We start from the raw sequence: 14704 nt of genomic DNA on the forward strand, positions 1-14704 counted from the left end.
CTAATATTTTTAATTGCAAGATAATATTAAATATTTAATAAATTAATTTTCTAGTTTTGCCAGTATAATGAAAGCGGTTTATTGTAATTATTTTTGATTTGTTTTAAAATGTTTCTCATGACTAAAATTAATTTTCTTTCAAAACATTTAATGTCTGATGTATATAACAGAGATATTAATTAATTTTGTCATATTCAAAGGGGGAAACATCCATTGACAACTCAAGATTATCAACTATTGATTATAACTGTAATTAGTATTGTGTTACTGATTTTTTTAATCACTTCTAAATTAAAATTCCATCCACTACTAGCGCTGTTGCTTACAGCCATATTTGTTGGATTCACCTCGGGGTTAGGTATCGATAAAATTGTCGAATCGATAGAAGCAGGTGCCGGTTCTACACTTGGAGAAACTGGAGTAACTATTGCTCTAGGAGCAATGCTCGGCAAGATACTATCCGACTCTGGTGCAAGCGACAAAATTGCTTCATCTATACTACACAACGCATCTTATAAAAAATTACCTTGGATGATGGCATTGGCTGCGTTTATCATTGGTATTCCAATGTTTTTCGAAGTCGGATTAATAATGCTTTTGCCACTGATTTTTACAATTGCTAAAAAATTGGAAGACGAAAATAAAATTAAAGGATCTGCGTATGTTGCAATTGGCGTACCTGTTATTGCAGCATTAGCAACTATGCATGGTATGGTACCACCACATCCAGGGCCTCTTATTTCTGTAAACCAATTTAATGCTAACATAGGTTTAACGATGATTTTTGGTATTATCTGTGCCATTCCAACTATTATCATCGCCGGTCCTTTATACGGAAAATTTATTACACCTAGATTATCCGTAAAGCCAAATCAAGATTTGTTAAACCAATATACTTCAGAAGATGATAATAAAGATGAACAATCAGAATCGGTATCAACCATTTTAGCTTTTTCAACCATTTTAGTACCTGTCATCATGATGTTATTACATGCAATTGCAGGTGTTTTCTTTGGAGAAAAAACAATACAATATAAAATTTTTGAATTTTTAGGAAGTCCGATCATTGCAATGTTTATTGGTGTGCTCTATGCCATAACCGTACTTGGTTATTTTAATAAACAAGATACACAAAAAATCCGTGATGCTTTAGGTAGTAGCTTAAAACCTATTGCAGGAATCATACTCATTATTGCTGGTGGTGGCGCATTTGGTCAAGTCCTCGAAGATTCAGGGGTAGGCACTGCTATTGTTCACCTAGCACACAGCTTTTCGTTATCTCCATTACTCATGGGTTGGGTGGTTGCTGCACTATTATCCATTTCAACAGGCTCTGCAACAGTTGGTATCGTTGGTGCAACTAACTTAATCTTTCCACTTGTTCAAGCAGATCCTAGTATAAATAAAGAATTATTAACTATTTCAATTGGATCAGGTTCATTATTCTTCAATTATGTGAACCATGGTGGATTCTGGTTAGTCAAAGAATCTTTTGGTATGTCCATGGGTGAAACATTTAAAACTATTACTATCGTACAGTCGATTGTCGGTATTAGTGGTTTAATCATGGTATTGGTATTAAATGCAATTATAGGTATTTTTTAAGACAAAAAAGGAGCTATTCCTCAAACTTGGAATAACTCCTTTTTTGTCTTTGCTTATTTTTGACAACACTATACTTACAATAGCGTATCTTTATTAGACATTAATTGATTATAACCATCCAAATAAACTTTTTCTGATTCTGATGCTTTATCATAAGAGTTCATAGCACGATGCCATAGTGGATATATAGGCTCTGGGTTAGTTAAATCAGTAATTGCGGCTGTTTCTTGATTAGTTAATTTTAAATTATATGAAGCAATATTATCTTGTAGTTGTTCTTTCGTTCTAGCAGCTAAAACAAGAGAATCGACGTTGGGACGCTCTCTAAGCCACGCAAGTGTGACTTGAGCAACTGAAACACGATGTTGCACAGCAATTTCTTGTAAGGTATCTATGAGGTTATAAAATAACGTTTTATCTTTGATATATGGTTCTGCCCAACCATCACCTTGTCTTGTGCCGGACTCCCCAGACTGTTGTCTATTAATCTTACCTGTTAGTAACCCTTCTCCTAAAGGGGACCAAATGCTATTACCTATACCTAATTCTTTGGCAGCAGGTAATAACTCATATTCTGCTTCTCTTGATTCAGGCGTATAATAAATCTGTTGTGCAATTGGAGGTGCCATATTATTTGCTACTGCTAAAGTATGTGTCTTAGCTAACGCCCAACCACTATAATTAGACACGCCCCAGTAACGTATCTTACCTTTTCTAATCAAATCATTCATCACTTGTATCGTCTCTTCTACAGGCGTTTGGCCATCCCATAAATGCGTATAATATAAGTCAATATAATCTGTGTTCAAACGTTTTAAAGAAGCATCAATTGAGCGCTCTATGTTCACTCTCCCTGCTCCACCATCATTTGGATTATCTGTTAATTGAAACCCTGTCTTACTGCTGATAACCATCTGTTCACGTTTATCTCTAATCGCTTTACCTAATGCAATTTCCGCATCACCTTTAGCGTATAAATTAGCAGTATCGAATTGGTTGATACCTTGATTTAATGCATAATCTATCACATAGTCAGTCAACTCTTGAGACATACCACCTGCATTTTCAAAACCATTTGTACCTGCGAACGGAATACTACCAAGAGCATATTTCGATACCGATAAGCCTGAATTACCTAACAATTTATAATCCATAGTTATCCTCCTTATTAATATAGTTTTAACTATTTTCCCTTTAAAAGTAAATTTAAATCAAAATGACTTTTATAAAAATATATAAACCATATCATCATGGCTATTTAACATTTATATTTTTAATGAAATATACGTCAAACTCAAACTTTTGTTGGTACACATCATTACTAATTCTAGTTATGATGAACTTATAGTTAACTTAATTTTGAAAGGATGTTTTTAATGGTAACAATTTTACAAGTAGATTTTCCTTTAGAGGGACCATTTGGTAATGAGATGGCTCAACAATTTGAAGATTTAGCAACATCTATCAATCAGGAACCAGGATTTTTATGGAAGATTTGGACTGAGAATGAGTCAGAACAAGAAGCAGGAGGTATTTACGCATTTGATAATAAAACTCATGCAAAGCAGTATTTAGAGATGCATAGCCAACGTATCAAATCTATGGGTGTACCTTTTGTAAATGCTAAAGTATTCGATGTTAATGAAAATCTCACAAAAATTAATAAAGGTCGTATAAATTAAGCTATTACAATCAAAAACGCTCTCAACACATACTATCAGATGTATATGTTGGGGGCGTTAATTTATACCACGTAAAATTATTTCACTGAATTTCTCACAAAATCTATCGTATTCATCCATATGATATGACCAATCAATTCTGAAAAATGTTCTTCTGGTGGTATTTTATCAACTTTAGGCGTAAGTTTTAGTATGGGTAAAATAATCTCATGAAATAACACATGGATACCTATACCAAACATTCCGCCTTTCCATCTTGAAATTGAGTTGTATTTTTCACTTAATAGTACGTACAATGTAGCATTGACTATAGAAAAACCATAGTGAATACCCATGACTGAAAACGATACTTCATTGCCATTATATACATATGATGCATTACGTATTTTATCAGGCACGTTAAATATTTCCATCATCTTAACAGGTGGTGGTTCTTCATCACGTTTAGGCGTTCGTGGTGGTAAAAGACCTTCCCACCCTATTTTTACAGCGCCTGCTAAGAAACCGCCGATGGTGCCTGTAAGTACAACACGTTTAATTGAAAACCTAACCATATCCTCACCCCTTCAAATATCTTGTAATATTACAATTACCCTAAATGTAGTGAATTATTTAAACAAGATAGGACAAAGGAATGGGAGAAAGTTCATTTCCCAAGAAATTTTAATTTATTGTAACTCTTTCATACCTTCTATAAACTTTTCATAAGTAATTTCATTTTCGGAGAACTGAGCAACAAGCATATACATTTGCTCATTTTTTGTATGTTCTTGTTTATATAATAGTGTGTCAGCTTGTGTTTCTGCTGGTAATGGATTAATAACGTGTTCACATTTTGAAAATGCTTGATAGTAACGCATACCAAATAGCCGTTGGGAAACTGCATTGATATGAATAGCGTCTGGATTAGAAGTTAATCCTTCTGCCGTAACATAATAGCAATTGTCTTTTTCTTCAGCCGTTCGCTGTAAAACCTTATTAATTTCTTTATATTCTATGGCACTTTGACCAAATGCTGACTTCCCTAAGAAATCTGGAAGTAAACCTACCACAAACGGTACTTCAGGCACATTTAACGTTGTTCTAAAATGATCAATAAGTTCATTTAATTTTAAAGCATATGTTTGATATTGTTGATTTAAACTATCGCTCTCACCTTGATGCCATAATATGCCTATAATTCCACTCGTTTCTTGTGCAAATTGCGCTTCAGTAATAGCATGCCTAGCAAGTATGCTTTCTGGTTCCCAATCATCTATAGAGGTACCACCATCTGCACAAGGTATCAAGCCTATCGTTTCATTAGGGTGGTCATCTAACCATAATTTAGCAAATGAGGCAGCTGGTCCAACACCAGCTACAGAACGATCACTATGAACCGGCTCATCCATCATTTGCCACCTACCATTTTTAAGAACCATAATACGCTCATCTAAAATAGGCGAAACATCTTCCAAGTAACCTCGCCCTGCCATATTTGACTGCCCTATTAGCAATATTGATTTCATATTAAAACTTCCTAACTTAATTACGTATTTGTTATAAGCATCATACTATATTCACGTAGTTAAGAAAATGAATTGCTTTAAAATTTCGCACTGTTATAAAGTATAAATCTTCACTAAGAATAATACATTTTCACCTAAAAGTGTTTACGTATCGATAAAAAAGTGAATTTAATTACTAATATGAACATATCGGAGGATGTAACTATGACAAGAATATTTGTTACTGGTGCGACAGGATTAATAGGTACTAAATTAACACAAAGATTACTAGAAGAAGGCTATCAAGTCGCTGGATTCACGACATCACAACAAGGAAAGGCAAAGCTGGTGGATAATGGCGTTAAGGCATATATTGGAGACATTTTAAAATATGATACAGTTGAAGCTGCAATAGCTGATTATCAGCCTGATATTATTATGAATGAGATTACAGATTTAAAAAATATAGATATGTCAGCCAATACAAGAGTTAGAATTGAAGGAACTAAACATCTTGTCGAGGCCGCTTTAAAAAATGGTGTAAAACATATGCAATCTCAAAGTATTGCTTTTACTTATGAAGGTGGTAATACGTTAGCAACAGAAAACACATCCCTTGATTATAATGCAATAGGAGATCGTAAAACTACAGTTGAGGGTGTTGAAGGTTTAGAAAGCGAAACTGCACGTATTGAAAATTATGTTGTACTTCGCTACGGCTTACTATATGGTCCAGGTACATGGTACGGCAAAAATGGCCTGATATATAATTCATTTATCGAAGGGGCTGTCACAATGACTGATGGCATACAATCATTTATTCATATTGATGACGCGGTAGAAATAGCAATTCAAGCATTAAACTTTGAATCCGGTATTTATAATATCGTGGATGATGAACCAGTTAAAGGTAATGTATGGGCACAATGGTATGCAGACTTATTAAATGTGGATCCTAAAATCAACATCCAACCATCAGAATCACATGAACGTGGTGCTAATAATACTAAATTCTACGACCAAGGTGGAAAACTAATTTATCCTTCATGGAAACAAGGCATGGATCCAATTAAATAATTAAACAGTAAAAAACCCCTAAAGTTTAACTCTAGGAGTTTTTTACTGTTGATGGATCAGTTTAGTACTTCCATAGCTATTTCATTTTTTCTGTGTTTTTCTAGTTCTAGAAATGATATATAAAATAACGACCAAGCACAGCGCAATTAATAAGTACCATCCATATCGACTTACCATATAGATATAATTCTGCTTAAGTGGTGTCACTATAACGCTTGGTTGTTTCATATCACTTGTGAGATATTGTCGCTTAGTATCCGCAACTAATAATTGATTGTTTTTAACTTCAAACTTAATTTGTTGTCCTTTTTCTACTACGTCACGTAAAGGCGTTTCGACGTTATACCATTTACCATTGATAAACTGCTTACCTTTAGGCATAACTTCTTTATATTCAAATTGATTATATACCTTATCCAATAGCGCATTGCCGATAACGTGTCGTTTGTACTCTGAATCATCAACGTCCCAATGCCCTACTCCCATAACTACTTGTACGAGTCCAAAGTTTCCTCTATCTATTGTAGCAGTATAGTTATATGCTGCTTTATCACTAGATCCTGTCTTTAATCCATTTGTCCCTTTATATTCATGAACATCGCCTTCCAATGAATGATGATACGTATGGAAATGTTCTTCATATGGTGTATTGGGTTTGCTGGTGTATGTAATATGTTTTGTAAAAGACGTTAAATATGGATATGTATTTTTTAAATAAAAAGCTAATTTGGCAAAATCTCGTGGCGTCGATGAATTATCTTCATCTAAGTTACTACCTGATGGTAAATATTCATTTCCGACACTACGATTTTCAGCACCAAATGGATTGGTAAAATGTGTGTGCTCCATCTTGAGCTTTTTAGCTTTTTGATTCATCATTGTTACAAATTTACTTGTGTCAGGTTCCACTTGTTGCATGAGCATGCGTGTTGCAACATTCGAACTAGGTACAATCAGTAAATTAATAAGTTCTTTTATAGTATATTGTGTTCCCTCATGCATGATATTATTGCTTAGTAACGGATGATGACTAAAACGTTCATCATCGGCAGTTACAGTCACTGCTTTATCCATGGTGAGAGTGCCATCTTGAATTCTTTCTAACACAATTGATAATGTCATTAGTTTCGACATGCTTGCTGGCCGCCATGGTTTATCAATATGCTCTTCCCATAATATTCTACCTGTTTGACTGTCTGCTATAATACTACCTTTAGGTTGATAAAAACCACTCATGTTATGGCCATGCGCTCTTGTTACATCAATAGACGACTCAGCAAATATATAACTAGATTGCGATATCACTAAAATTAAAAGAAATAATACAAATAATATGCGCTTCACTTTAACCTCCTTCATAAATATAAAATATTAACTATAATATACTATGTTTCTTTAAAGGTTAAGATATTATTTTTTTACACTTTATCACCATTTTTTGAATTCTTTATATGCTCTAGATAGATAAAAGTGTTTCTTTTTTATTCAATACTTCATATAGTTAGCTCGCTTTCTTAGGAGACAGCTTTAGCCTGTAGCCTTCAGTTTGTCCAAGAACTTGATATCCCAGATTCTTACGGTATGTTGAAATTGAGTAAACTACTAAATATATTAAAATGAGCTAAGGCAACACTGTGCCTTAGCTCGCTTTTTAAACTTTAATTATGATTTTATCGCTTTTTGATAAAAGTAATTTGCGACCACAATATCTACAATAGCAACTCCTACAGATTTAAATATTGTGATTTCATCTTCAGACACGCGGCCTTCTAACTTTGAAGCAACGATATGTCCAAGTTCACCATATAAATAATCTTGTGCAAACATACCTTCTGATACTGGATTAATTAAGTCTCCCGTCTCTTCCATTGCTGCTTGTACTGCTTCAACAACGACCTTATCTGCATCTTCAATCGCTTCAGATGGCAATTCTTGCATGTCTGGTTTAAATGAACCAACCGCATTTACGTGCACCCCATGTGCTAAGCGTTGTTTGAACACAGGTGTTTTTGAATTAGTTGCTGTTACGATAATATCTGAACCTGCTATAGCTGTTTCAACATCATCACAAACGACTAGCTTTAAATGTTCATGGTCTTTTTGAACTCTTTTAGAAAAGTTAACTGCTTTATCATAAGTACGATTATAAAATTGTATGCGCTCAATATCTCTAACAGCTAACACCGCTTCAATAAGCCCTTGTGCTTGGTCACCTGTACCGATTACACAAAGTGTTTTCGCATTTTCTCGTGCAAGATACTGCGTAGCCACGCCAGAAATGGCGCCGGTCCTAATCTTAGTTAAATATGAGCCTTCTAAAACAGCCAACGTCTCACCTGTTTCATAATCCGATAGAATAACAGAGCCTACTATGGTATTTTTACCAATTTTTGTATTATTAGGAGATACTGTGACAGTCTTAAGACCTACAATCTTCAACTCATCTGAAAGTGCTGGCATAACGAGATAGCGATTATCTTCATTAAAAGGTAATGAATAACGCAGTGGGGTATTTGTCTTACCTTCAGAATATGCTTTTAGTGATTCTGCCACTGCATCAATGATTTCTTTCATATCTAATAATTTTTCCTGTTCCTGTGCATCTATATAACGCATAAGCCACCTCTAATCTGTATGATTTTCTTCATTATTAATAATGTCTGTTTTATCTTCAAATTTAGATATAACTATAATAAATAAAATAAAAAATATTACTAATGCTAATATTGAAAACCACATTGTGTACCCATTATCATAAACCGTTATAAAAAACAGCGAAGCTAAAAAGCCATAAAGTACAAGGTTTCGAATAAATAGCAGCCAATAATCAATCTTCACACTAATAAATGTTTGAATATTTGGATTCTCATTTTTTATATGATATAAAGTGAATTTAAGATTTCGAATTATTACAAAAATCAATACTAAAATCATGATTGCTGTGAGAATTTTTGTATAAATTTGTTTATCTACAATATCAGAAAGTATAGCAAAGGTTATAGAACTAACAACTAGGGTAAAATTATTATTTGCCTCTGGATTTTTCATCGAATGCCTACCTCCAATTATACTTTACGCTGTTAATTTTAACGTAACATATTTTAATTGGAAATTATCATTGATTTAAAAATAAATTGCTCTAACGTTAAATTATTGTACGGTGTAGCCTCCATCTATAAGAATCGCTTGTCCTGTTACACTTTTACCACTATCACTACATAAGAATAAAGCATAATCTGCAATATCTTTAATATCTAACAAACGCTTTTGTGGGATTAATGGGTACAATACCTCTTCTAACACTTGCTCTACTTCTACGCCTCTGTCTTTTGCTAAATCTGTCATTTGATTACGTACTAAGGGTGTGTCGATATAGCCAGGACAAATTGCATTGACTGTTATACTTGCTGTTGCTGTTTCTAATGCCGATACTTTTGTTAAACCGATAATACCATGTTTCGCACTATTATACGCCGCTTTCCCTGCAAAACCTATCACACCATTAATAGAAGCCATATTTAAAATACGACCAAATTTTTGTCGCTTCATAATAGGCAACGCATGTTTAGTTCCGATAAAGCTTCCTGTTAACATGATATCTATCATCTGCCTAAATTTATCTGTAGGAAAAGACTCAATACTTTCAACATGTTGTAAACCAGCATTATTGAACAAAATATCCAATCGTCCATAATAAGAGACAGTTTGTTCAATCATTGATTTCACAGCTGTTTCTTCTGTAACATCTACTTGTATAGCAATACAATCATAGCCTTGTGCTTTCAATTTGTCAGTTTCTTCATTGAGCTTATCTTGATTTAAATCAGCTAATACTACTTTGGCTTCATTTTCCAAAAATACTTTGGCGATACCTAATCCTATACCACTAGCTGCACCTGTAATAATCGTCACTTTATCTTTTACCAATTGTGCCACCTACTTTAATTCATTTTCAAAATATGCCTCTGTACTAGCTTCTACTTGCTCCAAAGTTGTATCAGGTTGCAATTCAATAAGTTTCATAATACCATTCTCAAATTTAAATACAGCTAAATCAGTAATTAATGTATTCACCACACCGGCGCCTGTCAGTGGTAGTTCACATTGAGATTTAATCTTAGAGTCTCCGTGTTTATTCATATGATCCATAATGACGACGACCTTTTGTGCACCAACGACTAAATCCATTGCGCCCCCCATTCCTTTCACTAACTTTCCGGGGATCATATAATTAGCTAGGTCTCCAGATTCTGAAACTTCCATCCCTCCCAGAATAGCTAAGTCAATATGACCACCGCGGATCATAGCAAACGATTCCGCATTATCAAAATAAGATGCGCCTTTTGCAGCGGTTACTGTCTCCTTACCTGCGTTAATTAAATCCGGATCAATTTCTGCTTCTGTAGGATACGGACCAATACCGAGCAATCCATTTTCTGATTGAAAATAAACATTCTCTACGTGATCATTAATTTCGTTTGCTACTAAGGTAGGCATTCCAATACCTAAGTTAATGACCATATCACTTTTAATTTCTTGTGCTGCACGTTGAATAATCTTTTTGCGTTGTAATTGCTTATCCATGGTTAGCCTCCTTAAACGTACGCTTCTCAATCCTTTTTTCAAAATGAGATCCTAGATAAATGTAATCAATATAAACACCAGACAGGTGTACCTCATCTGGATCAATTTCACCTACTTCAACTAACTCTTCTACTTCAACTACAGTTGTTGCAGCTGCCATCGCACATAGAGGGTTAAAGTTGCGAGCTGTCTTTTCAAAGACAAGATTTCCAAAAGTATCTGCTTTTTGTGCTTTTATAATACCAAAATCACCTTTAATTGCACGTTCCATTAAATATGTTTCTCCATCAAAATCACGTGTTTCTTTACCTTCAGCAATACGTGTGCCAACACCCGTCTTAGTATAAAATGCAGGAATCCCTGCTCCACCTGCACGTAATTTTTCTGCTAATGTGCCTTGAGGCGTTAATTCAACATCTAGTTCTCCACTAATAAGTTGCTGTTCAAAAATTTTATTTTCTCCCACATAAGAGCTAATCATTTTATCAATTTGTTTATGCTCTAGTAAGCGACCTAAACCAAAATCATCGACGCCACAATTATTACTAACTACCGTTAATCCCTTAGTACCTTTGTCACGAATTGCTTCAATACTATGTTCTGGAATACCACACAACCCGAATCCTCCTGCTAGTACAGTCATATCATCCTCCAAACGTTCAAAAGCTTTATGTATTTCTTTAATTACTTTCGACATATATTAACCTCATTTCTAAGTTTACTTTTAATACCTAGTACTAAAACAATTATACGTGAAAATACTTATGAAGTCTTTTATTTATGTTTGCGCTTACATTTAAGTGGTGGTTATTACGCGAATAAAAAAAGAGAAACTGCAATAATTCTACAATTTCTCATATAATTTATTAATTTTTATTTACCTAATAATAGGCCGTTTAACAGCATAAGTTGTTCTGGTACACTATTCCGTGAAACGTCTGGGTGATTCACAACCATATCATCATCTAAGTTAATTTTATTAATTAACTGATTATCAATACGATTTGTTTCATCAAAATAATATTTAACATTATCGCAACAAATCACATATTTTTTTGCATCGTTTGATTGCTTCAAATGCTGTTCAATTGAAGGTACTAAGTCTTCCTTTCTTAATCCTTTCATAAAACGTCTATCATTTTGAGCTAAATTACCACCTATATTGACAATCGGGTCTACCGCTACTGTCTTAAAGTCTAATGCTGCACCATGATATAACGCGCCCGTTCCGCCTTTTGATCCACCATATAGTACCACGTTTTCATCTTCAACGCCTAAATTGCTCGCTGCATATCTAATCGCATCTTGAATATCTTCTTCGTATTCTGGATAATTTATCGTACTAATATAGTGAGATCCGTGAGATACATTCAAGTCCATAATACGCATCGTATAAACGTTTTTCACTAAACTTCTTTCAATACCATCAAAGAATTTAGGAAACATACGCTTAGGCATTAATGCACTATCATACTCTTGTAAATTAGGCATACAAGTAAAAATAACTAACAATTTTTTAGGGACATTTTCATTTACTTTTCTGCCTTCTGGTTCATCCAAAGTATAGAAGATATCACGAAATTGTTTCAAATCTTTTCTTTGAAATAGCTCTTTGACATGTTTTCTTTTATAGAATTTAGAAATAGTTCCTTGATGAAAATAAAGTATATAATCATTTTTTAATAATGTCTTATATTGTTCATGAAGCTCAGGAGTTTTTCTTACCATTTCTAAATAATTTAAGTTACTTTCAGTATCTATCAATATTCTTTTGTCATTATTAAAGTCAATTGGCTCACTGATCTTATAAATCATTTCTGTATTCATGTTATTTATCCATCCCATTACTATTAGTTTCTTCAAAAACAGTCTTTAGTATTAGTTGCGAACTTTCTTTACTATCTTTTGAAATCAGTCGGTTCACTATTTTCGAATAATCCATATAATTCATGCCTTTAAGTTGCAGCGCGAGTTTTTCTTCATCTAAAGAAACGATTGGGAAGTGTCCTAATTCAAAAATATTAAAGTAGAAGCCAATATCTTTCTGATACATTTCTACATCTTCTTGTAATAACAGAATAGGCTTATTTAAATGTGCAAAATCAAAGATAGTTGATGAATAATCAGTAATCATCGTTTCACAAAGAATATACAATTCTTGAATATCTACAAATTCATTATAAAAACAATGTATTCTAGCATCTAAACTATTATATTTACTTCTAAGCATGCCTTCGTTTGGATGTAATTTAACAATGATTTCATATTCTTTAGGAAGATATTCTAATAATTTCACTAAATCAATACTTGTTAAATTTTCTCTTTCTTTTTTTCTCCATGTTGGACAGAACAAAATATATTTCTTATCTTCATTCGTCGTAAATAAATATTTTCTTTGTAATTTTTTACGTTCTTCTTTAGTTACTTGGTTGAGTAAATATTCATTTCTAGGAGCACCGTAGTCTAATATTTGCAGGTTTTCATTATCTTTTAAATTAAATGCCGATTCAAGTAACATCGTATTCATTTTTGAAGATGTTAATAAATAGTCCCATTTTTTCATACGTGGCCTGAATTGTTTTAATTGATTTTTTCGTTCTTTTTCGTCTCCTAAATCATTCACCATTTTTTTCAACGGGAAGCCATGCCAAGTTTGTACAAACACTTGATCCGTATGCTTATATACTTTATCCCATGAATTACTATTCATAAAGACATACTTACATTGCCTAAATTTATTTTTGTATTCCTCAGTTCCAAAGCGTATAGGTTTAAAACCGTAGTTTCTAATTTCAATGTCTACTAAAGAATTAGCTGAACTAACAAAAATATTTTTTTGTGGGTAGTTTTTTTGAATACTGAGTGCGATATATTTAGGGTCTCCACTAAAATTATTACCGTGGAACGATTCAATAAATACATTACTCTCTTTTGGTTCTATATTATCTAATATTTTCTTACTAAGTCTTTCTTTACGATTATTATAATATTTTTTAAACCCTTCGAAGAAAATATTATTTTTTAATACCTTACTTAAAAAAGGTTTCTCTTTTAAATCTTTATATAAAACCCTACCACTATCTAATTTTTCAATTTTATTTTTAGGTTGAAGACGTACTCTTTTTTTATATTTTGTTGGTACAAGAGGACGTTTGTTTTGAGACGCTTTTTTAAATTGCTTTAAATATTGGTTACTGTATTCACTATCAAGAAATTCTGTATTTAAAACTTCAACATCTGTTAGTCTATTTTCTTTTGAATATTTATTATTTAACATTGAAAGTAATAGTTTACTGTCCCTAGAAAGGTTTTTTTCTAAAAATTGAATACCATAGTATTTGTCATAAACTTCTTTAAGTACATCATCATTACCTGGGTAAATAAGCGCTCTATTTCCTCTAGCTAGTGTTTCTAAAATTGAATATCCTAACGTTTCATAAGGCGATGAGGAAATATAAATATAATTTAACGGTTCTTTCTCATTTATATGTATATTGTCTTGTAAGTTGTAATAATTTACGAGGTTCTTATATAAGGCTTCTGATGGACCATAACCAACAATATAAAGTTGAATATCGTCTCTTTCAGTGTTTTTAATAATATAATTTACCAATTTGATTACATATGAAATATCTTTGATGCCGTCTTCAAAGCGTGCTTTTATTAAAAGATTTCTTTTCGTATTTATTGGTTCTTTATTAATTTTAATATGTTCTGCATTAACGTATTTGTTAAATACTGATTTATAATTATATTTACAAATAAACCTCTGTTTAATACCTTCTGTACTAACTCTTACGCCATCTATAGCTTCTAAGCAAAGGTCTATTGAATCATCTATATATTCCATTGGGCCATGTATTTCTCCAATGACTTTAGTTGATTTATTGATAGCTTTGACGTCTTTGGCGTAATGGAATAAATCTTCTCTTGTTATAATTAATACATCGCATTTAGATAATAATTTTATATCTCTAAATTTATAGATATTTAGATTTTCATTATCAATGTTTTCATGAATAAACAAACGTGTAATAGCATCTTGATCAAAGTCTAAATTATTAAAGTAATTAACTGTATATCCTTGCTTTAAAAAGGATTTAATCAAATTAATATTACTTCTTGAAGTTCCGCCTTTAGCAAAAATATTAAATCCCAAAATATTGATATTCATAAACGCATCCTCCATTCATTTATTATTTCGCCCTTATGAACATTTCACTCTTGTAATAAAAAAATACCGAAAAAGTCATTTAGGTTATATTATAC

Annotated in this window: 14 protein-coding genes; 3 read left to right on the plus strand and 11 right to left on the minus strand. The window is 32.7% G+C overall.

Annotated elements, in window-relative coordinates; genetic code table 11:
* Positions 1–213 precede the first annotated feature (213 nt).
* Complete coding sequence (locus ACW5YJ_RS13760; RefSeq protein ID WP_153672439.1) at positions 214–1605, plus strand: GntT/GntP/DsdX family permease; 1392 nt, start codon at positions 214–216, stop codon at positions 1603–1605.
* 74 nt (positions 1606–1679) lie between these two features.
* Here the strand turns inward: ACW5YJ_RS13760 and ACW5YJ_RS13765 are convergent, their stop codons facing one another.
* A complete protein-coding gene (locus tag ACW5YJ_RS13765) occupies positions 1680–2759 on the minus strand; it encodes an aldo/keto reductase (protein WP_017722996.1) in 1080 nt (359 codons plus the stop codon).
* A 222-nt stretch (positions 2760–2981) separates the two neighbouring features.
* Between ACW5YJ_RS13765 and ACW5YJ_RS13770 the strand changes: the two genes are divergently transcribed.
* Positions 2982–3287 (plus strand): monooxygenase, encoded by a 306-nt coding sequence (locus ACW5YJ_RS13770; protein ID WP_153672438.1) that lies wholly within the window; start codon positions 2982–2984, stop codon positions 3285–3287.
* 77 nt (positions 3288–3364) lie between these two features.
* Here the strand turns inward: ACW5YJ_RS13770 and ACW5YJ_RS13775 are convergent, their stop codons facing one another.
* Together ACW5YJ_RS13775 and ACW5YJ_RS13780 are read right to left on the minus strand one after the other, a co-directional pair.
* Positions 3365–3841 carry a DUF1440 domain-containing protein gene (locus ACW5YJ_RS13775; RefSeq protein WP_457338290.1) on the minus strand — a complete coding sequence of 159 codons (477 nt, stop codon included), beginning with the start codon at positions 3839–3841 and terminating at the stop codon, positions 3365–3367.
* A gap of 114 nt (positions 3842–3955) precedes the next feature.
* Complete coding sequence (locus ACW5YJ_RS13780; protein WP_171914461.1) at positions 3956–4795, minus strand: sialate O-acetylesterase; 840 nt, start codon at positions 4793–4795, stop codon at positions 3956–3958.
* Positions 4796–4999: 204 nt separating this feature from the next.
* On the opposite strand from ACW5YJ_RS13780, the gene ACW5YJ_RS13785 reads away from it, so the two are divergent.
* Positions 5000–5851: an NAD-dependent epimerase/dehydratase family protein gene (locus tag ACW5YJ_RS13785; protein ID WP_171914460.1), complete on the plus strand. Its 852-nt coding sequence runs from the start codon at positions 5000–5002 to the stop codon at positions 5849–5851.
* 81 nt (positions 5852–5932) lie between these two features.
* Here the strand turns inward: ACW5YJ_RS13785 and ACW5YJ_RS13790 are convergent, their stop codons facing one another.
* The 8 genes from ACW5YJ_RS13790 to ACW5YJ_RS13825 form a co-directional block, all read right to left on the minus strand.
* Positions 5933–7195, minus strand: a complete 1263-nt coding sequence (locus ACW5YJ_RS13790) for a DUF1958 domain-containing protein (protein WP_457338291.1) — start codon at positions 7193–7195, stop codon at positions 5933–5935.
* 318 nt (positions 7196–7513) lie between these two features.
* Entirely contained in the window at positions 7514–8467 is a 954-nt protein-coding gene (locus tag ACW5YJ_RS13795; RefSeq protein ID WP_457338292.1) for an ornithine cyclodeaminase family protein, read from the minus strand.
* Between the two features lie 9 nt (positions 8468–8476).
* Complete coding sequence (locus ACW5YJ_RS13800; RefSeq protein WP_107551117.1) at positions 8477–8899, minus strand: hypothetical protein; 423 nt, start codon at positions 8897–8899, stop codon at positions 8477–8479.
* A gap of 102 nt (positions 8900–9001) precedes the next feature.
* Positions 9002–9778, minus strand: a complete 777-nt coding sequence (locus ACW5YJ_RS13805) for a 3-hydroxybutyrate dehydrogenase (protein WP_457338622.1) — start codon at positions 9776–9778, stop codon at positions 9002–9004.
* 9 nt (positions 9779–9787) lie between these two features.
* Complete coding sequence (locus ACW5YJ_RS13810; protein WP_107551119.1) at positions 9788–10435, minus strand: 3-oxoacid CoA-transferase subunit B; 648 nt, start codon at positions 10433–10435, stop codon at positions 9788–9790.
* The gene (locus tag ACW5YJ_RS13815) at positions 10428–11132 is read right to left on the minus strand and encodes a CoA transferase subunit A (protein ID WP_107551120.1); all 705 of its coding nucleotides are present in this window, start codon (positions 11130–11132) and stop codon (positions 10428–10430) included. The genes ACW5YJ_RS13810 and ACW5YJ_RS13815 overlap by 8 nt, the downstream gene beginning before the upstream one ends.
* 176 nt (positions 11133–11308) lie before the next feature.
* On the minus strand, positions 11309–12298 hold the full coding sequence (locus tag ACW5YJ_RS13820; protein ID WP_368679764.1) for an accessory Sec system protein Asp2: 990 nt from the start codon (positions 12296–12298) through the stop codon (positions 11309–11311).
* Positions 12264–14609: a CDP-glycerol glycerophosphotransferase family protein gene (locus ACW5YJ_RS13825; RefSeq protein WP_457338293.1), complete on the minus strand. Its 2346-nt coding sequence runs from the start codon at positions 14607–14609 to the stop codon at positions 12264–12266. Before ACW5YJ_RS13825 ends, ACW5YJ_RS13820 begins: the two co-directional genes overlap by 35 nt.
* Positions 14610–14704 lie beyond the last annotated feature (95 nt).

Source organism: Staphylococcus sp. mip270_02, assembly GCF_054031535.1.